Consider the following 25946-nt stretch of genomic DNA (forward strand, 5'->3'; position numbering starts at 1 on the left):
TCATTCACGTCTTATTTAAGAAATTTTATTGACAAAAAAAGCAGCCTTATAAATATATAAGGCTGCTTTTTTTCTTTCGCTAACTATTATCTTAGTCATAGCGAATACAATTGCTGATCTGTAGAAACACTACATGGTATAAGTCGATTGTAAGCTATCAATCTTACCGGCCAATAAACGCTCGACCTCATTTTTAATTCTTAATCCAGCGATATCTGTCCCTATCTGCACAGCAAAACCTGCTGGTCGACCGCTTTGGCTTTTAGAGTTAATCCAAACCACTTTACCATTCATAGGTAAGCGTTCGCTAGCATTAGGCAAAGTCACGGCAATAAACACCTCGTCACCCAGTTTTTGTATTCTATCAGACGGTACAAATAACGCGCCATTGGTCACAAAGGATAGATAGCTTGCGTATAACGTTTCCATATCTTCAATATGACAGGTTAAAATCCCGCCACGTCCTGGCATTGCCATAGTCCGCTTCCTTTATGAGTGAGGTTTAAATTATTTTAATTTATAAATACGCCAATTCTTGCATCAGCTTATCATAAGCGAATTTTTCTTGCACATTTTGTTGTAGGGCAATTTTTGTTTGTTGCAGACTATTTATAAACGCCTCAAATCCACTCTCAGCAGGTTTGTAGTTGTTTAATGATGCGGATAAATCAACGTCTTTTTGCAGTGCATCGAGACCCAAACACACACGGCGCATATCAACCAGCATCAGCTCAGACAGTTGAATAAACTCGCTAATACTCAACTGGGTTTGCCAATAGTCGCTTGCCGCCACGCTACTGCGTTTACCGCTCCGTAACGCTTGCCACGTTGTGAGCCATAGCGCGCGCTTGCTATACCAAGGCGCTTGCGCAAGGGCAACCGCTGCTAGAGGTGCACCATTTGCCAATTGTATGAGCTGCTCAATGGCAGCCGTACTGACCGCCTCACGATTGACCGTACTACCCAGTGCTTGTGTCACATAATCAACTGAAACAGCAGGGTCAATCGTTTGTAATGCCAGCTGCTGAACACGGCTCTTAATGGTTGGCAGTAACTGCGCCGGAGTATCACTGATTAGAAATAAATGTACTTGCGCTTGTGGCTCTTCTAAGGTTTTAAGCAGCGCATTGGCGGCAGCAACGGTCATTTGCTCTGCATAATCTAGTACACAAATCCGCATTCCCTGCCCGCCTTGATAAATAAAAGGCTGTAAAGCACGAATATCATCGACTTTTATTTTTAACGCAGTGTTACTAGCAGCTTTGGCAGATTTTTTGTCTTTTGCGGTGCTAGTTGCTGCTTCTTTAGCACGAGTATTATCGGCGCTGACTGGCATACTAATCATTGGCAAGACTTGTAAGCTTGGATGCGTCCCGGATCTAAGCCATTGACAGCTCTCGCAAGTCCCACAAGCCCCAAGCGGATGGCTATCGCGCTCACGACATAATAACCATGCCACCAAGCGCCAGACGAAAGCACGCTTTCCCATCCCTTGCATACCAGCCGCTAAAAGTGCATGCGGTAAGGATTGCTGCGGCATTAATACCCGCTTTGTCAGCTGTGACCATAACTCATTTTGCCACGGTAGTAATGGTGCAAAATAGATATTATCACTCAAAGGCACTGTGCTGGTCATTTCAGTTATCTCCCTCATGGTCATCGCTCAATGCTTTTAATGCGTTCACTACCTTTAACACGCTGAACACCTTTAATATATTCAATCTACTAATACACTTAAAACCTTTAAAGACCAAATAAACCAATTATTTTTAACAAAAATACCGTTTTATTTACTTAGGCTATTATTAATTATCTATATCAACAGTTTTGAAAATCCACTAAGCTCATGGCATTGAGACGATCCAAATCTTCTTGGGTATCGACGCCTGCCGGTAGATGACAGGCTGCTGAGGCAATAGCAATATGGCCACCATTTTCTAATACCCGCAATTGCTCTAGGCTTTCCAGTGTTTCGAGTGGCGTTTGCGGCCAATGTACAAACTGCTGCAATAAGCTGACGCGGTATGCATATAATCCCAGGTGCCGATAAGCATTTTTTGGTGCTTGCTGCGGTATATCGCTGTCGCTTGCCAATACTGCATCACGATCACAAGGGATTGGCGCGCGACTAAAATACAATGCTCGCTGTAGGTGGTCAGACGTCTGACTGACGACTTTAACGACCGATGGGCGCATAAAAGTCACGTAGTCTTCGATAGGTTCACATAAAGTCGCCATCACGCTATCTGCATCTTGCACCAACAACGCTTTGACTTGCTCTAATAGCAATGCCGGTACCAAAGGTTCATCACCTTGCATATTGACCACGATATCATGCTCAGCCCAGCCTTTGATAGCTGCTACCTCAGCCAAGCGATCAGTTCCTGATGCATGAGCATTACTGGTCATTACCACATCGAAACCTGCCTCCATACAAACTTTGGCAATTGCTTCATCATCCGTGGCAATACACATATCATCGGCAAAATCAGCCAACTGTGCCTTTTCAGCTACCCAAAGTATCATCGGCTTACCATGGATATTTAACAATGGCTTACCAGGCAGACGGGTACTTTTAAAGCGTGCAGGAATGACAATATGCGTTTTGGCGGGCGTTGTTTCAGTTGTTGCTACTATTGTTTTGGCTGAGGTTAAGACTGACGACATGATTTATTCCTATAAAAATTATCTAATCTTTTAGACTTCTAGCCATCATTGATATCAATATTTAAAGCTTTTAATTGCTGCTGTAAGCTGTCATAGCAACTGTCCGATAACACCGCAGTCACTGGCAATACCCATAAGCGATTAACGAGTTCTTGATACTTCTCGCTAAGTGGTTGGCGGTTAGTCGTATCTATTAGTAACGCTCTGATTTTAACCGCGTCTTTACTGGTGACAATAATAGGCTGCTCGGTATACTGTAAAAGCTCATCTAAGCTAAAATCATAATGATCCGGATAGGGATGACCAATGACATCGAAACCGAGCGATGCTAAAGTATCAAAAAAACGCTGTGGATAGCCGATACCGCTTACCGCATGTATCCGACTATTTGGCATAGGTGGCATAGGCATTTTTGCTGCGACAGTTAAGTCATCTATCTCAACAGCAGAAGACCATAAAAGCTGCAATTTATCAGCTTGTAGATGCATCGTTAAACGGTCAGATTGAGCTTTCTTATTATCAGTAGTCTTCCTATCGGCTTTTTCATGGTAAACCACATTTGCGCCTTTTAAGCGTGACATAGGTTCACGTAAAAAACCGGTTGGTAGCAGCTGCTGATTACCAAAGCCACGTGACGCATCAACCACAATCCATTCGATATCGCGTTGCAACGCATAGTGCTGCAAGCCATCATCGGCAATAATCAATTGTAAACCGGGATAAGCCTTTAATAAAGTTGTAATCGCTTGCTTACGATTGGGGCATACTGCCATAGCAGCGCCTGTCATATTGACAATTAAAGAAGGCTCATCACCTACGATGCTTGGCAAACTATCAGCATGCACCAAAGCTGGCATCTGACTGCTATCACCGCCATAACCGCGACTGATGATACCTACCTTTATACCTTGCTTTTGCAAGTGATTCACTAACGCAATGATTAACGGTGTCTTGCCGCTGCCACCCACTGTAATATTGCCGATAACCAGCACCGGAATAGGCGCACGATAACTTGCAAACAGACCTACTTTATAAGCCTGACGGCGTATCAACGTGACGAATCCATACAACCAACTAACAGGCAGCAGTAGCCAGAGCCAAGCGGTCTGACGTTGCCATGCACGTGTCATTGTGGTTTCAATACTCATGATGGTGTGCCATCTATCCTATTTATTCAGCGATTTTTATTCTAAAAAAACTATGAACGAGCACTTATTCAACACGTTCATTGAGCACATTTACTCAAAATCGCGAGCATACATTTGCGCATAATGACCGTGCAATTGCACCAACTCTGCATGCGTACCGAGCTCTACAATCTGACCACCATCTAGCACAGCAATACGATCCGCTGACTCAATCGTCGTTAAACGATGTGCAATCACTAGCGTGGTGCGGTCTTTCATGACATTATCCAGCGCTTGCTGAATATAGTATTCTGACTCATTATCTAAAGCACTAGTCGCTTCATCTAAAATCAAAATCGGCGCATCTTTTAATAGTGCTCGAGCAATCGAGATACGCTGGCGTTGACCACCAGACAGCTGCAAACCTTCAGCGCCTATTTCACTTTGATAGCCATTTGGCATTTTCATAATAAAATCATGGGCAAAAGCGTCTTTTGCAGCTCGCTCAACCTCAGCTTGGGTTTTATCCGCCAGACTGCCATAGGCTATATTATTAAACACCGTGGTATTAAACAGCACCACTTGCTGATTGACCATCGCAATCTGCGCCCGCAAGCTCTCAAGCTTAATGTCTTCAATCGGCATACCATCAAGGGTAATTTGCCCAGCAGAAGTGTCTAAGGTACGGGTAAGTAAATTGACTAAAGAAGATTTACCAGCGCCACTACGCCCAACCAATGCGACCGTCTCGCCTGCATGCACGTCTAAAGTAAAGTCACGCAGCGCCACAGTTGAATCAGGATAAACCAAGCTGACATTATCCAGTTTAATTTCACCTGCTAAGATTGGATTAAGTACACCGGTATCTGCTTCTTCTCGCTCATCTAGTAAAGCAAATATTGATTCGCCGGCCGCAAGCCCTCTTTGCAACTGTTGATTGACATCAGTCAATGAACGCACCGGCTTACTTAACAAGCCTGCCGCTGCAATGTAAGAGATAAACTCACCTGCTGAAATATTATCTATCACCGCAGGGCGCAGCGCGAGCCACACCACTACCGCCATGGCTATTGCCATTAATAGCTGTACGGCTGGAGTATTGATGCTATTGGTCACAACGACCTTCATCCCTTGGCGCAGGTTTTTCTTTGACGTGGTATCAAAGCGTTTAGCCTCGTAAGCTTGTCCACCGTAATTCTTAACCACTTGATAGCCATTAATCACTTCATTGGTGATATGACTGACATCGCCCATGGTTTCTTGAATACCCTTTGAAAGCTTTAAATAACGCTTTGAGGCTACCCGTATCAGCCATAAAATCGGTGGCAGCACGACGAACAAAATCAAGGTCAAACGCCAGTTGCTATAAAGCAAAAAACCTATCAAAGCCACGACCGTCAAGCCATCGCGTAATAGGGTTTTCATCGAATCAGTGCTGGCTGCGGTCACCTGCTCAACATCAAAAATCAGCTTGGACGAAATCGTCCCTGCTGGATTTGCTAAATAAAACGAGCTTGGCAAACGCAGTAACTTATTAAATACTTGCACACGTAGCTCATATACAAGATTGCGCGACACTAACGCTGTATAGTAGTTACCTAAAAAACTCCCTACACCACGAACGAAAAACAACAGGACAATAATAAACGGAAATAAATCTTGCTTACTTTGATCATTTTGATTAATGGCATCAGTGATATATTGCAGTAATTTGGCAATCCAAATCTCTGTTGCCGCATTAATAGCAAAGCCGATAACCATCAGCAATAGCGCCCACCAATATGGTTTAAGGTAGCTTAACAGACGTAATAAGGTCTTATGCTTAGGCGTACTTGATGGCGCTGCCGATAGCTTATTAGCAGAAGTTTTTTTAGAGTCAGGTTGATAAGCTTGGCTCATAAAAGCCTCAATTTAGGTATAAAAAAGAAATTAATGAAAGGTGCACAGCAATGGCGATTGCTTATAAGATAAAGCATTAAAGGCTTTTAGAATAATGGTGGTAATGCTTAATGAGCTTTACCATCTTATCAAATACTATAAAAATTATTGTTGTGATGATTGCGGTAAAGGCTGACCAAGTGGCACAACCGTACTGATATTTAAATTTAAAAAACCCAATTTACCAGCGATATCCATGACGCGTACTACGGATTGATGCGTGGCATTCGCATCGGCAGCAATCACAAATAGCATATCGCGATTACTGCCCGCCTCTTGCTGTAGCATGCTGGTTAATTCAGCCTCGTTGCTACTGGCAAGCGTAATGCCATTGACCAAATAACTACCATCTTCTTGCACGGCCACTTCAATACTGTTTTTCTCTTCTGTCAGTGCTACGCCCTCAGCTTCAGGAAGAATGATATTTAAGCGACTAAAATGATTAAACGAAGTAGCTAAAAGTAAAAATACGATTAAAAATAATAAGCAATCAATCATCGGCGTAAGATTGATTTCAAGCGGCTCAACGGTCGGTTTTCTAAAGCGCATATCACTCTCTTTAATGTGCCTAATATTTAATGTGCCTAATGTTTTTTAAGATGCTTATATTTATTTGCTCAACAAATAATAATCAACAACGCTGTTGCTATCATAAAGTCGCCGCTGCAGTATTATCCAAATCTGAGGTGTCAAGAGAAAGCTCATTATTTACTTGACTCGCTTTGCTATCTACTGCTGTATGATTGCCTGCATGAAACGTAGCAGAACTAGGAATATTATCTAACAAATGATAATCATATAACTCTTGAATCATGAGCCCCGCTTGGGTCTCAAACTGCGCATTGATATCGATAATGCGGCGCTGAAAATAACGATAAGCAACCAGAGCTGGGATAGCCACAATCATACCAGCAGCCGTGGTAATCAAAGCCTGTGACACGCCAGCCGCCAACATCGTTGGGTCTTGCATCGCACCATCCGTAATCGCTAAGAATGACGAGATAATACCTAATACCGTACCCAACAAACCAAGTAATGGCGCAATCGCTCCAATGGTACCAAGCATATTAATATTTTTTTCTAACTGATGCACTTGCACACTGGCACGGTTTTGCATATGCATCGTCATCGAGTCTAAGCCGTATTGGCGGTAAAGCAGGCCAGTCGCTAGAATATCGCCCAAAGGGGTTTTTTCTTTCACATTCATCAACTGCGTACGACCAATATCTCCGTTTTCACGTAGGCGAGTTATCAGCTGTTCGCGCAATCTATTGGGCACAATCTTATTAAATTGCAAAGTGTGGCTACGTTCGATAATAATTACCAATGCCAATATTGAGCACACCACGATAGGTGTCATCAGCCAACCACCTGCTTTTACCAGCTCCCACATAATGACTCTCTTCTATATTTTTAGAAATTATTAAAAGATGGTTTACATTTGAATAGTTAGTTCAGGCTCATAAAAAGCATTAAGCCTGCGCTTCTATATGCTTAATCAAGGCTGCTAACTGATCTTGGCTATGAAAGAATATCTCAACACTACCCTGCCCATCTTTTTTATGTTTGAGCTTTACTTCCGCCCCTAACATATCGGTCAAGCGCTGGGTCAAACGCTCAACATCACGAGACTGTACTTGCTCAGTGCGATTGGCTTTTGGGGCTGGTTGCAGGATGGACTTGACCAGCTTTTCAGCCTCGCGCACCGTCATACCACCATCAATGATTTTTTGCGCAATGATAGGCTGCTGTTCTGATGACAATGCTAACAATGTACGGGCGTGCCCCATGTCTAAAGCACTGTTTGCCAAATGGTCTTTGACCGTATCATGGAGCTGATTTAAACGTAGCAGATTTGATACCGTGGTACGCGCCTTACCAACAACTTCGGCAATCATGGCATGACTCATACCAAACTCTGTATGAAAACGTTGTAAGGCGGCGGCCTGCTCAATCACTGATAAGTCTTCACGCTGGATATTCTCAATCAGTGCCAATGCAATGGCCAACTCATCGGATAACGCACGCTCAATCGCTGGTATAACCGATTTACCCGCCATTTTTGCCGCACGCCAGCGGCGCTCACCGGCGATAATTTCATGCGTAACCAACGCCTCACTTTTGTCTTCATTCGCCAATAATGGACGAATAACAATCGGCTGCATGACGCCATGTTGCTCAATAGAAGAGGCCAATTCTGCCAGCGCCGTTTCACTCATATCACGGCGCGGTTGATACTTACCTGCTTGCAGACGCGTCACATCGATTTGTACTAAGCTGATTTGGTCTTCAGGGGCGCTATTATCTGTCACATTTCCACGAGCTTTATTAGCAGGAATTTTCTTAGTCGTACGCGCTTTACGACTATTGCTGTCAGTAGATTCATCTGTGATTGACGAGGCGGAAGGCTTTTTAATAGGTTTTGTATCTACAGCTTTACCTGCCGTGTTGGCATCCTGTTGCTGTCTGTTGGCTTCTGATATTTCAGTTTCTAACATTGCATCTGACACAGTAGGCTCGCGCACCACCGTATCATCTTGTAAGGCAGAGGCGGCAATTTGTTTTTCTTTTTTGATTGACCCTAATAAAGCATCTAAGCCTCGATTGGCAGCCAACCCTCTTTTCTTTGCCATGATTACCTATCCTCTAACGCTAAAATAAAAAGCCAAATGATTGCTACTGCCGGCTTACTGATAAATATAGTTTGCTACTTTTAATGTTTAAGCTAACTGATGACTAGCAGCTTATGATTAGAAAGTTACGATTAGAAAGCTATAACTATTAACTTTGCTTCATCACTTCAGCTGCCAGTTTTTGATACGCGCGTGCGCCTTTTGACCATCTCTCGTAGGCTATAACGGGTAAACCATGTGCCGGTGCTTCTGCTAGACGAATATTTCTTGGAATGTGAGTCTTGTACATAATCTCGCCGAAATGCGCCTCTAATTCAGCAGACACATCACGCGCCAAGGTATTACGCGCATCGAATAAGGTTCTGACCACGCCACGAATATACAGCTTAGGATTAAGTTCAGTGAGACGCTCAATTGTCTGTGACAAGTCCGCTAAACCTTCTAGCGCATAATATTCACACTGCATTGGTATAATAACGCTGTCGGTAGCAACCAAGGCATTAATCGTCAGCAAGTTTAAACTTGGCGCACAATCGATAATCACATAATCATAAGCAGGTTTATTGGCGGCGATTTGATCGTTGACCAACTGCGCCATCGCCGTTTTAAACAGCTCATGACTGTTGGTCTTACTCATTAAAGTGATGTCCATACCCGCCAAATCACGATTGGCACCGATGACATCAAAGCCAGCTGGACTGGCAACAATCGCCTCAGACAGCGATACCCCATCGAGCAGTACATCAGCGATGGTCAGCTCTAATTGGTTCTTATCCACGCCCGTGCCACTGGTGGCATTACCTTGTGGGTCTAAGTCAATCAGCAGTACGTGCTTGCGCTTGGCCGCTAAGCTGGCGGTCAAATTCACTGCCGTCGTGGTTTTACCCACGCCGCCTTTTTGATTCGCAATTGCTATGATTTCCATACACTCACTCAATTTAATTAGGATCTGTTACTGATTTTACTGAAACATTTTTGCTACTTGTAGTTATTATATTACTCAATTACCTGACGCTTACCTATAATGTTGTTTAAACACCTGCTTATAAATAATAAGACCATTTATATGTCACTATAGAACAATTGTTGTCTTACAGTGTATTGCGTGCTCATAGCTTAGACATTTTTATAAGATAATTCAATTAAATGACGACTATCTTGTAAACGCGGTACTTTTAACGGAATTGTCTTAATCTGCCAACTGCCATCTAGCGCTTGTAGCTCTTCATCGCTTGGAGCTTTGCCTTTCATCGCGCATAAATAACCATTATCTGCCAAGCGCGGCTGAGCGACTTCGACAAAATCAATCAAGCTAGCAAAAGCTCTCGATGTTACTACCTCGTAGCTGGCTTCATGCGCCTCAATACGCGAGGCGATTGGATGCATGTTACTCAAACCAAGCTCGCTGCTGATTTGTTTAATAAAACGAATTTTCTTCTGATTGCTATCAAGCGCGGTACATTGGCGCTCAGGCTGACAGATAGCGATAATCACCGCTGGCAAGCCCGCTCCCGTGCCAATATCCAGCAGCGACCCTGACGGTAAATGCGTTATAATAGCCAAACAATCGATGATATGTTTGATAAGCGCTTCGACTGGATCGGTAATAGCGGTCAGATTATACGCTTTATTCCATAATAAAAGCTGGTCTAAATACAATAATAACGTGCGCTGCTGCGTCGTGCTTAATGCAAGACCCAACTCGTCTATTGATTGCGCCAAGATATTTGCCAGTGTGGGTAATTGCGCACCGAGCTTTACAAAACCTGTCGGGTCAATATGAATGTTACCCGTGTTAGCAGATGATGATGAGGTTTTAGTAGAATCTGACATACGGGTTATCCAGTTTTGACATGTGAACCGTCTATTTTATCATGCAGGCTGCCTATTGAATAGTTGCAGATTGCGCCAATGTACGCCATCTTATACTATCTACGCCTATATTGAAGGCTTATCTTCTTCGACAGTCATCACATTATCTTAGCAAAATTAATATGACTTCAACCTAATTAATAAAAATATCCATCTTTCTATGATACAAAATTGCGCTGAATGTCTTGTCTAAAACGCGCCTATATCTTGTAAGATGTCCTGATACATTATTAAAAATATTCATTATTAAAAATGATTGATTGTTAAAAGTGCATTCTTAAACTTAGCGCCTAAACAACAAAAGCTCAATAACCATTCCGCCCCTTTAAAACGACTTACTATATCACTATGACCGAACCGCAAAATACACCTATGAATCAAGACCCAAAAGACAACAACCCTATGGTAACACCTGTTAATAAAGCAGAAGAGTCCGAACCATTACCAACAAATCTGCCTAAAAAAAAGCCCTCTAAAACAAAGCTACCTAAAAAAGAACTGGCACGCAAAAAGCCGGCAGACATTACTGAGCCAGATAGCACATTAGATGCACCTAGCACGCCTCATGCGGTATTTATCGATGTTAATGAGCGCTGCCTTATCAGTGCCGAGCAGCTTAAGCGTTATACGGATACCAATGAGCTACCGAGCGATACCCGCACTGCCCCCGATTTAGATATCGGCTTTGGGCAACAGCGTGCCCTTAAAGCGTTATATACGGCACTGGATATTCATGCCAGCGGCTATCATGTGTTTGCCGCTGGTGAAAATGGTTTAGGTAAACGCACGGTTATCAGTCGCTTGCTACAGCGGATTGCCGCTGACGCACCAACACCCGATGATTGGGTTTATGTATATAACTTTACCGATCCACGTACACCGCAAGCATTACGTTTACCTTCTGGTCAGGCGACCATACTACAACAACAGGTCAATCAATTGTGGCAGCAAGCCAAAAAACGACTTAGCCAGCGTTTTCGTAGCGACCAATATCAAAGCAAAATCGAAGCCATCAAAAATGATACCCATCAAAAAGAAAGTCAAGCTTACGACGACCTAAATACCGAAGGCAAACAATACGATTTGGCACTGACGTTTCGTTCATTTGATAATAAAGCGGTATTTGTACACCCAAGCCAACTACCAAAAGAAGATAGTGATAGTGAGGTTAAAGATGACAAAAACTTTAACAGCCAGAAAAATAAGTCAATAAAAGAGGAAAGTCAAAGAGCCAATATTCCTAATGGCCATATTTCTAGTGCTGATGATAGCGTTACCAAAGATGCTAGCCACGAGTACGGCAAGAGCGAATATGAAGCTGAGCTAAATAATTTTGCGCAAAAGAACCATATGCAAAAGCGTTTAAGTCAGTTAACCATCGCGTTAGAGCAATTAGAAGACGAAGCCAATGATGCGATTGAAGCGCTACATCGCAATATTGCACGTCGAGCACTACAGCCCTTATTTGCCCCTATCTATGAGCAGTTCGCCGCCCATCCATCGGTCGTCGACTATCTAAAAACCGTATTTACCGATATGGTCACGCATGTCGAGCGTATCGTTAATGGCGATGACGAAGAGTTTGTGACGGCAGTCCTTGCTACAACGCCAAGCCGCTATGCAGTGAACGTCATTGTCAGTCACGCGCCAGATAGTGGAGCACCTGTCATTTTTGAAGATTTGCCGACGCATTTAAACCTATTGGGTCATGTCGAGCAAATCACCCAATTGGGTACGGTGACCACCGATGTCAGTATGATTCGAGCAGGTGCCCTGCACCGTGCCAATGGCGGCTATCTATTGTTAGAAGCCAGTCACTTACTTGAGCACCCTTATGCATGGCAAGGTCTTAAGCGCGCCCTCCAATCACGTAAAATCAAACTCTCAAGCCTTGAGCAGATGCTCACCTTAACAGGCAGCTTATCGCTAGCGCCCGCGCCCATTGACCTTGATATTAAGGTGATTTTGCTTGGCGAAGCGGATTTATATTACGAACTTCTAGAACTTGAGCCAGAGTTTGATGCGGTATTTAAAGTACGCGCCGATTTTCATGATGATGTGACTCGCAGCCCTGAGCACGAATTGGCATTGGTCGCCAAAATGGCTGACATCATTGATTATGCTAACCTTTATCCTTTTGATAGCAGCGCACAAGCCGCTCTACTTGAGCATTTAAGCTTACAAGCCGAAGACCAAGACCGCTTAAGTTTACATAGCGATTTATTGATTAAGCTCTTACATGAATCCAACCGCCATGCACGTTTGAGCGGTAAAAATATCGTTAGTGCCATTCACGTCACTTATGCTATTGACGATATGGATGAGCGCTCAGGATATTTGCGCGACCTTTATTGGGATGAGCTAAAAAATGGACAACAGCTTATTCAGACCCAAGGCGATGCTGTTGGACAAGTAAATGCGCTCACTGTCGTCAGCTATGCCGATAGCGAGTTTGGCATGCCCGCTCGTCTGACAGCGGTCATTCAGCCAAATATCGGCGCGGGCGAAATCCTCGATATCGAGCGCGATGTGGATTTAGGCGGGAGCTTACACGCCAAAGGTATGCTGATTATGACCAGCTATTTGCGCGCCTTATTTAGTCAGCATCATGCGCTAAACTTTAGCGCCTCGCTCGCTTTTGAGCAAAGTTATGCCCATATCGATGGTGATAGTGCGACGGTCAGTGAAGGCTGCGCGCTACTCTCCGCCTTGGCAAACGTCCCTATCAATCAATCTTTTGCGATTACCGGTTCGATGAATCAGTTAGGCGAAGTCCAAGCGGTTGGCGGTATCAATTCTAAAATCGCCGGTTTCTTTGACGCTTGCCGTGAGCAAGAGCTGACGGGACAACAAGGCGTAGTCATTCCAATGGCCAACGTCAAACAATTAATGCTACGTGACGACATCATTGCCGCCGTTCAAGCAGAGCAATTTCATATTTATGGCGTACATACCTTAAGTGAAGCCTTGACCTTAATGACCGGTTTGCCTGTTGATACCATGAATAAAAAAGGTCGCTACCGTAAAGAAACCTTATTTGGCAAAGTATTAAGCCGTTTGATGCTTTGGGATGAGAATCAGAATACTGATGACGAAGTCGATGATAAAAAGTCGAAAAAGAAAGCCAAGAAAAAGCGCCAAGCTAAGCGTCAGAAAAAACAGGATAAGCAAAAAAAGTCGAAGAAAGAGAAAGGTGAGTTAGATACAAGTCCAGACGTAAATCCAGATGAAAACATAGAGAAAAATACAGAAGAGCATCTGTAGACGTTGTCATGCTTTTCTGCGATGATTGGTTTTTGTGTTTTGCCTTTGACTTTGCTTTTCTTATTGATAAAAAACTCAGAGAAGCTAGCAACCAAACCTGTGACTGAATAAAGGTTATCTTTAATGACTGTACATTCTACTGACGCCGATAGTATTCAAGCTCAAGTAGCTGTTGATGATTCAGCAACTGCGCTAGTGATGAGAGAAGTTACTGAGCAAAATGAAGAAGTTACTGCAGATAATAAAGCGTCTGAGGAAGCAGCAGATAATCGTCATGGAGCCGCGACGACGGCGCGGCAATGGCAAGTGTTGTCACAATTGCAGCGCAATCGCTGGGTAGGTACAACCCATGTCTACGAGCAGCTTATATTGGCAGGTTTTGATATCAGTTTGCGCACGGTGCAACGCGACTTAAATGCTCTTGCTAAACGCTTTCCTATCGAAAAAAACAATGCCAATCCACAGGGCTGGCGCTGGAAAGATGATGCGCCGCTGCAAAGCTTACCGCATATGAATTTATCACAAGCGGTTGCCTTTAATATGGTCGAAGCCAATCTAAGTCAGCTGCTACCGCCGGTTATTTTAGATGAGTTATTCCCTTGGTTTGACTTAGCACGCAGGCAGCTCAAAAATAGCAAAGTCACGCATTCATGGATTGACAGAGTACGTATCGAGCCTGCGACTCAGCCTTTAATTGCGCCGCATATTGATTTGGACAGTAAAGACAACATTTATCATGCGTTATTTTATCAATTACAGATACAAGCGAGCTATACTCGCAGTGATAAATCACAAGCCAGCGAATATACCCTAAACCCTATTGCTATCATTCAGCGTGGGGTGATTATTTACCTGTTGGCAACGCGTACCGATGACCCAGAAATGATTATTCGTACCTTTGCTTTGCATCGATTTACAAGCGTCGAGATACTAGAAAGCGTGGCTAAAACCCCAGATAAATTCCAATTGGATAACTATCTAGATGCAGGCGGCATGGGCTTTAGCCATCCTCTATTTAGCCAATTACCTGATCATGGAAAACATACCGTGGTTGAGCTACAATTTACCAAACAAGCGGGCAAAAGCTTAACGGAAAGCAAGCTGAGTGACGACCAAGTCGTTATCATAAACAATGATGGAACCCTGACCATACAAGGAACTGTTAACTTAACCTCACAGTTGGTTTGGTGGTTACGTGGCTTTGGTAGCGGTCTATTAGATGCTAAGCCCGCGCTGCTTTATCAAGCCGTATTAGACAAACCAATAAATGATGAAGAAAAATAGCTCATTATTAATGATTATAAAAATCTAATAGCCATACTCAAACACCCTAACGCTTATAATATTTAAAATAACTATCGCAACATTCAACATGTAAAATCCAAAAGGAATATTATGTCGACCACTATCCCATCACCACTACTTTCAGACAGTTTACGAGGGCTGGGTTTAGATGCGGGGACGTTATTCTTTGCGCTAAATTATGAATTTACCAAGATTGAGCAAAAAGGTTTATTTAAAAACTTAAAGAAGCGCTTTAAGAAAAATGAAGGTGCCATTGATATCGATTTGGCCTGCGTACTCTATGACGATAACTGTATCATCAGCGATATTGTTTGGTTTAAGCAGTTACGTGATAAAGCAGAATCCATCAAACATCAAGGCGATAGTCTCAATGGCAAAGACCGCGGTGAGCAAGCGATGTACCTTGCACCTCTTGACCAAGAGCAAATCCGGCTTTATTTGGATAAAATCCCCGCGCACATCACACATATCGCTTTGCTTGCAAACTCTTATCATGGGCAGCCTTTTAGCAGAGTCAAAAAAGGTGAAATTCATTTAAGCGATGATGAAGGCAACCGCTCTTTTGAAGTTAATTTAAAGCAGCTGCCGCGTGATTGCATTACGCTTTGGGTCGCGCACTTGCGCCGAGAGGTGGATGACTGGCATTTGACTTTACAAAATCTACCACTGCCTGCGACAGATCTATCGACAGCCGCGCAAGAAGTGGCACATGAATTGGCGCGTGCCCTGCCTGCTCCGCAAGGGATTTAACATTAATGTAGAAATTTAGAGAGGTAGAACTGATTAGTACCTAACAATAAAAAGGATTAGACGTTATTAATAGCGTCTTACCCTTTTTTTACACCAAAATTTTCAATTCAAGAACTGCTTTTAAGAGCTGCTCTTAAAAACTATCTTTAAAAAAAGGCTTAAACGTAAGCTTTACTCTAACGGCTCACCGCAATGCGGGCAAAAATTCTTTTGCCGCACTTCTCTTTCGCGGCGTTCTAGCTCTTGCTCACGCAATACTTGCAGCACAATCTCTTGTGCTTGCTCCTTATCCAAACCAAGCTCGCGGCGGATCTTCTCAATCATCATCTGATTCTGTACCAAATCAAAATCACTATCGACCAATTGTCCGCGAAAATCTTGCTCAAGCTCTTCACGGCGCTGACTGAGCTCATTTGCCAGACCCGTGGCCAAGATACCGGCTGGTAATGCAGCCAGACCGACGCCTAATATGGTAATAATTGCACCCAATATCTTACCAGCATTGGTGATGGGCGTTACATCGCCGTAGCCAACCGTCGTTAAGGTGACCACCGCCCACCACATGGCTTTGGGTATCGATTCAAACTCGTCTGGCTGCGCGTGGTTTTCGACCAAATAAATCCCACTCGATGCCGTCACAATCATAATAATTAAGATAAAAAGGACCGCTTGAAACGAGCCCTTTTCCTTACTGATGACCACCAATAAAATACGTAAGGAAGCAAAATAACGAGTGAGCTTAAGTATGCGAAACAGACGTAAGATACGTAAGAAACGCAAATCTATACTGACGAAGAAATTTAAGAATGCGGGTGCAATCGCAATAATATCAATCAATGCCGACGGGCTTTTTAGCCAATCCCAACGCTGACGCCACGTGGTATTGTCAGGCTTTGCTTCCGCAACACTCCATAACCTGAGCAAATATTCGATGGAAAATACGATAATCGAGAAATTCTCAAACCAAGTAAAGTACTCTTGATATGGATAGTACCAGCCGTCAACGGACTCAGCGATGACCGCCGTGACGTTCGCCATGATCAAAAGAATGAGGAAATAGTCAACATAGCGACTAAAGAGTGTATCATGCTCATCGTTTTGTAGAATGTTATAGACGAAAAGACGCAAGCGCCGTATAGATTGGAGTAGCATGGCGTCCCTATGCGGTTTTAGACTGGCCTTATATGAATAAAAGCCAAGTACGGACAATCGATGAATAGCTGAATTGATTCTAAAAATATGGTTTTTCTTAGAGAATTAGTGATGGATTACTTTTAAAATTAAAAGTGTCAAAATTAAAAGTATCAAAGCTAATTTTACTTTGATTTATCCATCAGCAGTCATGATTATACAAAATTTAGATAATAAATGTAGGTTGCCGCTAACAATATAATGGCAATCAAAAAAAAGACCAAGCGTAGAAAGCGCTCATCAACTCTTAACTGACTGCTTAAATTTTGCGCAGGTAATAAGAATAAACCACATTTAGGACAACACGAATCAAGTTGGTTTAACAGTTTGATTGAACGGGCGTTTTCACAGCGCAGTGGAGAATTACTACAATAGCCAAGCATAATATGTAACCAGAACCTTTAGCAAATAGTAGAAAAAGCGAAAAATTAAAACTGATTAAAAAACAGATCTTAATTTAACCTATCACATCAATCGCAACTGTAACTTAAGATATAAATATTACTACTTTCTATGCAATGCCTTACTTTTGGTAAGGTTTTTGTATTATAATAGAGAGATAATGTTACGAGTTAACAATAACTATAACATTGTGTATCGGTCACTAATGTCATCCCTCATTAGAAACTAACCAATAATCATCTATTATGTTGAGGAATCAAACGATGAAACTACAATCCCTAGTTTTAGCTGCTGCAACTGCCCTTACTATGACCACTGCTTTCGCTGTACCTGCTGGTACTTGGTCAGTCGCTGCCGGCGCACACTATGTTGATCCTAAAAGCGATAACGGTAACGTCACTATAGGTAATACAAATTATGCTGTAGATGTTGACGGCGATGTACGTCCAACCATCAGTGGCGAATACTTTATCGCTAATAACGTTGGTGTTGAACTACTAGCGGCTATTCCATTTCATCATGATTTCACTTTAACTGATGCAAATGGTGGTGAAATCACAGGTAGAACTCAACATTTACCGCCTACTCTTTCACTACAATATCACTTCGACGGCTATAATATGCCTATGAATGTGAAACCATTTGTTGGTGTTGGTGTGAACTACACGACTTTCTTTAAAGAGAAAGCCAATGTTCCAGGTACTGAGCTAAAACTTGACGATAGCGTCGGTGTTGCTGGTCATATCGGTCTTGATATCCCATTTGCTCCTACCGAGTCTTTCCGTATTGATGCCCGTTATATGGACATCAAAACTGATGCTACTTTAAACGGTGCAGATATTGGTGAAATCGACATCAGCCCTTGGGTATATGGCGTTGCTTTTGTAAAACAGTTCTAATATAGCCCATTGCTATAGACTGAACGGCATAAATAAAAGAAGCCAGCTTAATAGCTGGCTTCTTTATATCTGTCATTTATCTATAATTTAGTGAAATAACAGATATAAAAAAGACCACCCGTAGATAGTCTTTTCATGATTCATACTATTTTTAAATAATCATAAAACCTATAGCAAAATCCGACGTGGATCTGCCAATAAGCTTGCGATATAACGGGTAAATACCGCGGCATCGGCGCCATTAATCACCCGATGGTCATAAGACAATGATAGCGGCAACATCAAACGCGGCTCAAAGGTTTGCTTAGTGGCATTCCAACGCGGCTGCATACTCGCTTCTGATACGCCTAAGATACCCACTTGTGGCCAATTTACTAATGGTGTAAATGCAGTACCACCTAAGTTACCTTGACTAGATATCGTAAAGCTCGCGCCTTGCAAGTCTTTAGTCGTGAGCTTCTTATCACGCGCTTTAACCGCAAGTTCCCCAATTTCAACGGCAATCTGCTTAAGCCCTTTATCTTGCACATTTTTGATAACAGGTACAATTAAACCGTCATCAGTCGCTACCGCAATACCCATATTCACGCTCTTACGTAAGATAACTTGGGTATTATCATCGCTTAAATGACTATTAAAACGCGGATGCTGGGTCAATGCGTAAGCAGTTGCTTTGACAACAAAGGCTAAAATAGTGAAGCCAATACCTTCCGCTTTCATAGCACCTTTAAGCTCACCACGTAACTTTTCAGTGTCAGTGATATCAGACAAGTCAAACTGCGTCACTTGCGGCAATAAGGTATTATAATTAAGCTGCGGTATCGACACTTTTTGTAGACGGCTTAAGTCTTGTAATTCGGTCTCACCCCATATTTCAGTATTACTCATATCAGGTAAGCTTGGCAGGCTTGAGCTAACTCCATTGCTACTTGCAGGTGCTACTTTTTGCGTATTTAAGCTATCTTTTACATGCGCAAATAAATCTTCTTTTAAGATACGATCATTAAGCGCCGAACCCGTCACTTGGGTGATATCAACCCCTAGCTGACGCGCAAGCTTACGCACAGCAGGACCGGCATAGATATCGACCATTTTTTCGTTGACTTGTGCTTCGCTCAGCTTAGCATTTGTAGCGTTCGTATTAGTCGTAGATTTAGCGGCTTTTTTGGGCTCGCCAGTCGTTTGCGACTTAGCAGACTGCTCAGCTGATTCAGTTTTATTAGTGGAGTCAGCAGGTTTTGATGCTTGCGATTTAGAAGTCTCTGCTTTAGATTCACTAACATTATTACTGGCGCTATTTGAACTATCACCCATGATAACGATAAAGTCTTGACCATTGACGACCATATCGCCGGCTTGCACCAATATTTTTTCAACCTTACCCGCTTCTGGCGCCGGTACTTCAACTGACGCTTTATCAGATTCAATAAGCAGAATTGATTGATCAGCAGTAACCATATCACCGACACTGACCATAATCTCAGACACTTGCGCTTCATCGACACCTAAATCTGGCAAAGCATGAGTGGTTGATTTTCCTACTTGCTCGCCTGCTTGCTCGCCTGCTTGCTCACTTGCTCGATTGGCAGATTGAGAAGTGTTTGGCTCGGCTATTTTATTGTCGTTTTGCTTCTCTGCTTGCTGATTGTCCTGCGACTCATTTTGTTTATCAGCGCCAGTATCTATTTCGTTTTCTATATCAGTGCTTTGACTGTCAGCATCGGCTTCGCTTTCAAGCTCAATAAGCACCATACCTTCGCTCACTTGGTCGCCAACTGCCACGCTAATCTTAGTCACTTTACCGGCAGCCGAGCTCGGCACTTCTACTGAGGCTTTATCAGATTCCAATAAAATAATATTGTCATCTTTTGCAATAACGTCGCCAACTTCGACCATAATCTCACTGACTTCGGCGCTATCGACACCCAAATCGGGGGCTTTAATATCCATCCGTAATTCTCCTTATATTATGATTGCCTTGTCTTTTGGCTATTCTTTGACGTCATCATCATTGAGTAAAGCGGCGTCAGCTGGGTCTTCTGCGCGACCTTCGCTACTTATCTCATCATCATCTTCATCGACAAACTCTGGTACAGGGCTCGGATTGACATTGTCAGGGGCTGGCGCATCTGGGAAGTGATCATAATGAGGCTGTTGTTGCCATGCAGGCGGTTGGTCGGCTTCGATACCGAAGCTTGAAATCGCATCTTTTACCAAACGCATCTCAACTTCACCCTCATCGGCTAAGCGCTTAAGCGTTGCAACCACAATATGTGCGGCATCAACGTGGAAGAAGCTACGTAATTGCTCACGGGTGTCCGAGCGACCATAGCCATCGGTGCCTAAAGTTGTATAAGGGCGATTGTCAGGTAACCATGCACGGATTTGTTCTGGATAATTGCGCATATAGTCTGTCGCCGCCACGACGATACCTTCGTGCGGAGCAAGCTGTTCGGTGACCCATGGCACCACTTCTTCATCCATTGGATGCAGGCGGTTGTAATCATCACAAGCCATACCATCGCGAGTCAGCTCATTAAAGCTGGTCACACTCCAGACGTTAGATGAAATATTAAACTCATCTTGTAATATTTTGGCCGCTTTTTGCACTTCGCGTAAAATAACGCCTGAACCTAGCAGCTGAACTTGGCTTGAACCGTTGTCCTCTAACAAATACATACCACGTTTAATGCCTTCTTGGACGCCTTCTGGCATGGCAGGTTGTTCGTAGTTTTCATTCATCAAGGTCAAGTAATAATAAATGCGCTCGCCCTCACCATACATACGGCGTAGACCATCATGCATAATCACTGCCAGCTCATAACCAAAGCAAGGATCGTAAGTCACGCAATTCGGCACAACGTTAAATAAAATCTGTGAATGACCATCTTGATGTTGCAAGCCCTCGCCATTTAGCGTGGTGCGACCGGCCGTTGCACCAAGTAAGAACCCTTGCGCCTGACAGTCACCCGCCGCCCATGCCAAGTCGCCAACACGCTGGAAGCCAAACATAGAATAGTAAATATAAAGCGGAATCATCGGCAAGGCGTTGACAGAATAACTGGTTGCCAGTGCAATCCATGTACTCATCGCACCCGCTTCATTAATACCTTCTTCTAGCATGTGACCATCGATGGCTTCTTTATATCCCATCAAGGCTTCACTGTCTTCTGGCGTATATTTTTGCCCAGAAGCCGAGTAAATGCCCAATTGACGGAACATACCTTCTAGACCAAAAGTACGCGCTTCATCAGGAACGATAGGCACAACGCGGTCTTGAATGTCTTTATTTTTTAGCATGGCTGATAGCAGACGTACAAAGACCATGGTGGTCGATTGCTCTTTACCATTACTGCCTTTAAGCACACGATCAAAAATAGACAAATCTGGAATATTGAGTGGTATATGACCACTACGGCGATTCGGCAGATGACCACCTAAGGCTTCGCGGCGACCTTTTAGATACTTCATCTCCAGCGAATCTTCTTTTGGACGATAAAACGGTAACGTCTGTAATTCGTCATCGGTAAATGGCAAATCAAAACGGTCACGGAAATACATCAAAGCTTCATGATCGAGCTTTTTGATTTGATGCGATTTATTTACCGCTTGTGCTTGGGTTGACAAACCATAACCTTTAACAGTTTTCACCAAGACAACGGTCGGTTGACCTTTGGTTTTCATGGCTTCACTAAAGGCAGCATAGACTTTCATTGGATCATGACCACCGCGATTTAAGCGCGAAATATCATGGTCAGACAGCTCGTTTGCCATCTCCTCTAACTCTGGATATTTACCAAAAAACTCTTTGCGCGTAAATTCAGGTGTACGGGCTTCATACAACTGATACTCACCGTCGACCGCTTCTTCCATACGATATTTAAGCACGCCGGTGGTATCTTTATCTAACAAGCTATCCCATTGACCGCCCCAAACCACCTTAATCACGCGCCAGCCAGCGCCGCGGAATACCGACTCAAGCTCTTGAATAATCTTGCCGTTACCACGCACCGGTCCATCAAGGCGCTGTAAATTACAGTTGACGACCCAAATTAAATTGTCCAGTTTCTCACGACCGGCGAGAGAAATAGCACCCAAGCTTTCTGGCTCATCAGTTTCGCCATCACCCAAGAAGGTCCAAATCTTGCGATCTTCTTTTTCTAACAAACCGCGGTTTTCCATATAGCGATGCACATGCGCATGGTAAATGGACATAATCGGACCCAAGCCCATCGACACGGTTGGGAACTGCCAATAATCTGGCATTAAGTACGGATGCGGATAGCTTGAGAGACCCTTGCCGCCCACTTCACGGCGGAAGTTTTCCAGCTGTTCTTCGGTCAGACGACCTTCTAGATAAGAGCGCGCATAAATACCAGGCGCTGAGTGACCTTGATAGTAAATCATGTCACCGCCGAAATGATCACTGGCAGCACGGAAGAAATGGTTAAAGCCGGTTTCATAAAGAGTCGCACTTGAAGCGAAGGTCGCTAAGTGACCGCCTAAATCATCATCATTCTTATTAGCGCGCATTACCATTGCCAACGCGTTGTAGCGAATCAAAGCACGAATTTTACGCTCAATCGTCAAATCACCTGGGTACATTGGCTCATCTTCGACGGCGATGGTATTGATATAAGCCGTATCGAGACGGTTAAATGGAAGTCCTTCTTGTACTGCCATGTTATATAACGCTTTTAATAAAAACTGTGCCCGATCCTTATCGGCATGTTTGATAACGGACTCAAACGCTTCCAGCCATTCTTGGGTTTCGGTGCTATCAGCATCCTTATAATAATTCATCTTTCTTAATCCTTTTTATCAGTCAGCCCTGCACGATAACAGGGTGTTATTAAATCAGAGTGTGGTACGTATCTTAATGAGCAATCGATTGACTTGATGCTTTCCTTATAACGTCCTTGCTGCATCTAAGCATTGCATTGCCATTCATGGTTATAACAGAGAATTCTAAATAAATCGTATCACTTTAGATTAGCATAGGCGTAAATAAACATCGTTGTAAAATTAAACGATATCCGCTACGCGATTCTCACTATCAAATGATAATGACACTCTATTATAGGTACTTATTGAGGGTTTGTTTATAGCTATGAATAAATGCCAATATGACAAGTATTTTTGAAATAAATAGTGATTAGTTTTTAAATGAATATTTGTAGGCAAATTAATTAGGGTATGCCTCTACTGTAGGTTTAAGAGCTGCTAACTCATAAAAATCTAAAGGAGCTATAATAGAACTATAAACATACGGCAGTGTTCAAATATATTTTGATTAGATAAAATTATAAACATTATCCACTTTATAATTAAATAGCATATTCCTCAGAATTACCTCATAATCTTTAAATCATATAGTCGCTATATCATCTAATAGTAATACAGTATTTAAAGTACATAATAACCAATGTTAATAGACAATTTGAAGCTCAATCAGCTTGTAGATAGCAACATGAGAATTAAGGAAGAAATATACTATGAAGTGCCTTAGATTTTTAAAGGTTATTTTTTCAGCAGCTCTATTATCTATAATTTCATTAAATATGGCGTATGCTAATAACGGAGTAAAAATGGAGCTAACAACTAATGAAGTAGTTAAGGATCAGAAGGGTAAAGTAGTTTATATACCTGTCAGAACAGCTTCAACTGGTGCTATTATTGAATACAAAGCTACTTACACTAATACCTTAGCACAAGATTTAAATGACTTAATTATCACTTTGCCAATTCCTTCAAGCATGACATTTACTGGTGAGGCACATCCCGCTAGCGCCCAAGCTAGTATCGATGGAAAAAACTATGCCGATATACCATTAATGCGTCAAGTAGCTGGCAAAATTACTAATATGCCACTTTCGGAATACCGTTATGTGCGTTGGAACATCAAACTTTTACCTGCAAAAAAATCTGCTAATGTATCTTTAAATACGACAGTCAATTGAATTCTGTATTACATCCTTTATAACGACACTCTTATAAAAGGTGCTTACTTTAGACTACGCTTCAAATTTGATGAAGACTTATTCAAACGCGAAGATTCACGCAAAAATAAGCCGCTCAGCGCAAATTCTACGTTATAATTCCTCCTAGTTTTCATTTATTCTCATTGTCGTAAGCCATGCTTACGGCAATTTTGTATTAACGGGGCGATATTTTTTATCCCATGACAACTAACCCCCTTAAATACAAACCTCTAATACTTATTACCTTACTATAAGGTTGTTCTTATGCCTCACACTAGCACTCAAGCCGCCGGCTATAAAAAAAATTTATATACTGCGTTATCTGCTGCGTTACTATTATCAATGGTTTCTTGTGTATCAACGCCAAGCACTGCACCAAAAGAAAATGCACTAAAGGCAGCAGATTACTGTCTTAGCAGCAACGATACTGAAACCTTAGCCTCTACTAAAGCTCAAAGCGCCCAACAGCGCGCTATGAATTGCATGTTGAACGAATTGCAAACTTATCAGCAAAAAAACATGAGCGCGCGGCAACAATACTTTGCTTACAAAGCTCAGGCTTGGCTAAACTATGCCACTGATAAAGACAGTATGAATAGTCGTTCAGATGCTGGCGTGGAAGCTGCCCAAACGGCAGAAAATATCTTGCAAGCTTTAAAAAATGATAAAGTTGAAGACCTTGAACTTATAGAGGACATTCCGTCTACTTCTGCGCTCATGCGACCTGATTTATGGGCAACTTTAAACGCTCTTAAAGATAGTGGCGGCATCAATAGTGCGCCACGCGAAATCGCCTTTAGTGAAGTGTCATTAATATGGGCAGCTAGCGACCAATGTGAGCACGGAGCAAAATCATCAAACAGTCACTTTCGGATGGGCGATCGCTGGCTTGAGCAAGCGCACGAGGCTTTCGTTAACACCCACGATTCAAAAGCGAACGTCGCTTTAGAAGCGCTTATCGTGCATTATTATGAAGAATACGCCCCTTTAGATTCAAGCGATGATACTTGTAACGGTCAAGCGCTAAAAACGATTGATAAAAATTAGATGCTTTTGGGGCGATCGCCCTTGATAGCTAAATAAATGTTTAATAAATACGCGCAAAAAAGCCGACATCATGTCGGCTTTTTAATAATATCTGTTATTTGATTTTAAATTCTAGGCTAATTTCATAGGGATTAACAATTAGCGATTTTTACGCGGTAATTTTTCTGGTAAGTAGCAGCGCAGATAAGCGATAGATGCGGTATTGGCTTCTTGTAAATACTTATCGGTAATGCTTTGATGACGGCGGTAAGAAACCGTAAAAATGGCATTGATAATGCTAAAGGTAATCAATAATACATCTTGAATATCTTCAAATTTCGGCATCTCATAACGCTCTGATAGGCGTTTATAGACCAATTGCACCACTTGATTGTCCATATGCTCACCATAACTGTCACCTTCAAAATCAGGCGTATTGGTGTCATAAATCAATTTGGCTTTGGTTTGATCTTCATCAAATATTTGTACGCAACGCTCAATCAGTGCGGTCAAATAAGCTTGCCATCTGTCATAATCAACGGTTTCAACAGTGGTAAGTACTTCTAAGATGTCGATGGCATTTAAAAAACGCAATGCTAAAAATATCGCTTCGATGTTTGGAAAGAAATGATAAGCAGAAGCTCTTGGAATACCTGCTTCTTCACAAACAGCAGCCAAGGTAATATCGTTAATCGCTTGAGTTTCACTCAATTTTTTCGCGCCCATCAATAGCTTTTGACGGCGTGCGCGACCTTGCTGACTGGTAAACTTAAATTTATTAGGCACCAGCTTTTTTGCTAGCTCCGAATCTACCAACACATCTTCAATTTTGTCGTCTTTACTTTCACTCATGATAAATCTCTTAATGTTACGCCCCATCTTTATAAATAT

At 42.6% G+C, this 25946-nt stretch carries 20 protein-coding genes; 6 read left to right on the forward strand and 14 right to left on the reverse strand.

What is annotated here, in order from left to right:
* Positions 1 to 129: 129 nt before the first annotated feature.
* The 10 genes from JMW39_RS01335 to rsmG all read right to left on the reverse strand — a co-directional run bounded on the left by JMW39_RS01335 (position 130) and on the right by rsmG (position 10198).
* Positions 130 to 477, reverse strand: coding sequence for a PilZ domain-containing protein (locus tag JMW39_RS01335; protein ID WP_201543126.1), 348 nt, complete (start codon positions 475 to 477; stop codon positions 130 to 132).
* A 40-nt stretch (positions 478 to 517) separates the two neighbouring features.
* Complete coding sequence (locus tag JMW39_RS01340) at positions 518 to 1636, reverse strand: DNA polymerase III subunit delta' (protein WP_413786209.1); 1119 nt, start codon at positions 1634 to 1636, stop codon at positions 518 to 520.
* Between the two features lie 182 nt (positions 1637 to 1818).
* Entirely contained in the window at positions 1819 to 2667 is an 849-nt protein-coding gene (kdsB, locus tag JMW39_RS01345; protein WP_201543128.1) for a 3-deoxy-manno-octulosonate cytidylyltransferase, read from the reverse strand.
* Between the two features lie 38 nt (positions 2668 to 2705).
* Positions 2706 to 3815: a tetraacyldisaccharide 4'-kinase gene (gene lpxK, locus JMW39_RS01350; RefSeq protein ID WP_201543129.1), complete on the reverse strand. Its 1110-nt coding sequence runs from the start codon at positions 3813 to 3815 to the stop codon at positions 2706 to 2708.
* Between the two features lie 90 nt (positions 3816 to 3905).
* Positions 3906 to 5693, reverse strand: a complete 1788-nt coding sequence (msbA, locus tag JMW39_RS01355; RefSeq protein ID WP_201543130.1) for a lipid A export permease/ATP-binding protein MsbA — start codon at positions 5691 to 5693, stop codon at positions 3906 to 3908.
* 144 nt (positions 5694 to 5837) lie between these two features.
* Positions 5838 to 6281 carry an ExbD/TolR family protein gene (locus JMW39_RS01360; RefSeq protein ID WP_201543131.1) on the reverse strand — a complete coding sequence of 148 codons (444 nt, stop codon included), beginning with the start codon at positions 6279 to 6281 and terminating at the stop codon, positions 5838 to 5840.
* Positions 6282 to 6381: 100 nt separating this feature from the next.
* Positions 6382 to 7125, reverse strand: coding sequence for a MotA/TolQ/ExbB proton channel family protein (locus tag JMW39_RS01365; RefSeq protein ID WP_201543132.1), 744 nt, complete (start codon positions 7123 to 7125; stop codon positions 6382 to 6384).
* A gap of 79 nt (positions 7126 to 7204) precedes the next feature.
* On the reverse strand, positions 7205 to 8365 hold the full coding sequence (locus JMW39_RS01370; protein ID WP_201543133.1) for a ParB/RepB/Spo0J family partition protein: 1161 nt from the start codon (positions 8363 to 8365) through the stop codon (positions 7205 to 7207).
* A 148-nt stretch (positions 8366 to 8513) separates the two neighbouring features.
* Entirely contained in the window at positions 8514 to 9290 is a 777-nt protein-coding gene (locus tag JMW39_RS01375; protein ID WP_201543134.1) for a ParA family protein, read from the reverse strand.
* A gap of 191 nt (positions 9291 to 9481) precedes the next feature.
* Complete coding sequence (gene rsmG / locus JMW39_RS01380; RefSeq protein ID WP_201543135.1) at positions 9482 to 10198, reverse strand: 16S rRNA (guanine(527)-N(7))-methyltransferase RsmG; 717 nt, start codon at positions 10196 to 10198, stop codon at positions 9482 to 9484.
* 387 nt (positions 10199 to 10585) lie between these two features.
* On the opposite strand from rsmG, the gene JMW39_RS01385 reads away from it, so the two are divergent.
* The 3 genes from JMW39_RS01385 to JMW39_RS01395 all read left to right on the forward strand — a co-directional run bounded on the left by JMW39_RS01385 (position 10586) and on the right by JMW39_RS01395 (position 15556).
* Positions 10586 to 13501, forward strand: coding sequence for an ATP-binding protein (locus JMW39_RS01385; protein WP_201543136.1), 2916 nt, complete (start codon positions 10586 to 10588; stop codon positions 13499 to 13501).
* Between the two features lie 123 nt (positions 13502 to 13624).
* Positions 13625 to 14785 carry a helix-turn-helix transcriptional regulator gene (locus JMW39_RS01390; RefSeq protein ID WP_201543137.1) on the forward strand — a complete coding sequence of 387 codons (1161 nt, stop codon included), beginning with the start codon at positions 13625 to 13627 and terminating at the stop codon, positions 14783 to 14785.
* 111 nt (positions 14786 to 14896) lie between these two features.
* The gene (locus tag JMW39_RS01395) at positions 14897 to 15556 is read left to right on the forward strand and encodes a TerD family protein (RefSeq protein WP_201543138.1); all 660 of its coding nucleotides are present in this window, start codon (positions 14897 to 14899) and stop codon (positions 15554 to 15556) included.
* 171 nt (positions 15557 to 15727) lie between these two features.
* On the opposite strand, the gene JMW39_RS01400 is transcribed toward JMW39_RS01395, so the two are convergent.
* Entirely contained in the window at positions 15728 to 16708 is a 981-nt protein-coding gene (locus tag JMW39_RS01400) for an ion transporter (protein WP_201543139.1), read from the reverse strand.
* A 704-nt stretch (positions 16709 to 17412) separates the two neighbouring features.
* Here JMW39_RS01400 and JMW39_RS01405 point away from each other — a divergent pair.
* Positions 17413 to 18048 carry an OmpW/AlkL family protein gene (locus JMW39_RS01405; RefSeq protein WP_201543140.1) on the forward strand — a complete coding sequence of 212 codons (636 nt, stop codon included), beginning with the start codon at positions 17413 to 17415 and terminating at the stop codon, positions 18046 to 18048.
* Between the two features lie 168 nt (positions 18049 to 18216).
* Here JMW39_RS01405 and JMW39_RS01410 read toward each other — a convergent pair whose 3' ends face one another.
* Together JMW39_RS01410 and aceE are read right to left on the reverse strand one after the other, a co-directional pair.
* The gene (locus JMW39_RS01410) at positions 18217 to 19998 is read right to left on the reverse strand and encodes a 2-oxo acid dehydrogenase subunit E2 (RefSeq protein WP_201543141.1); all 1782 of its coding nucleotides are present in this window, start codon (positions 19996 to 19998) and stop codon (positions 18217 to 18219) included.
* A 39-nt stretch (positions 19999 to 20037) separates the two neighbouring features.
* A complete protein-coding gene (gene aceE / locus JMW39_RS01415; RefSeq protein WP_201543142.1) occupies positions 20038 to 22851 on the reverse strand; it encodes a pyruvate dehydrogenase (acetyl-transferring), homodimeric type in 2814 nt (937 codons plus the stop codon).
* 692 nt (positions 22852 to 23543) lie between these two features.
* On the opposite strand from aceE, the gene JMW39_RS01420 reads away from it, so the two are divergent.
* Both JMW39_RS01420 and JMW39_RS01425 read left to right on the forward strand, forming a co-directional pair.
* Entirely contained in the window at positions 23544 to 24008 is a 465-nt protein-coding gene (locus JMW39_RS01420; RefSeq protein ID WP_201543143.1) for a hypothetical protein, read from the forward strand.
* Between the two features lie 285 nt (positions 24009 to 24293).
* Positions 24294 to 25076: a hypothetical protein gene (locus tag JMW39_RS01425; RefSeq protein WP_201543144.1), complete on the forward strand. Its 783-nt coding sequence runs from the start codon at positions 24294 to 24296 to the stop codon at positions 25074 to 25076.
* Positions 25077 to 25214: 138 nt separating this feature from the next.
* Here JMW39_RS01425 and JMW39_RS01430 read toward each other — a convergent pair whose 3' ends face one another.
* Complete coding sequence (locus JMW39_RS01430) at positions 25215 to 25907, reverse strand: TetR/AcrR family transcriptional regulator (RefSeq protein WP_201543145.1); 693 nt, start codon at positions 25905 to 25907, stop codon at positions 25215 to 25217.
* Positions 25908 to 25946 lie beyond the last annotated feature (39 nt).

The organism is Psychrobacter immobilis (assembly GCF_904846175.1).
Classification (GTDB): domain Bacteria; phylum Pseudomonadota; class Gammaproteobacteria; order Pseudomonadales; family Moraxellaceae; genus Psychrobacter; species Psychrobacter immobilis_E.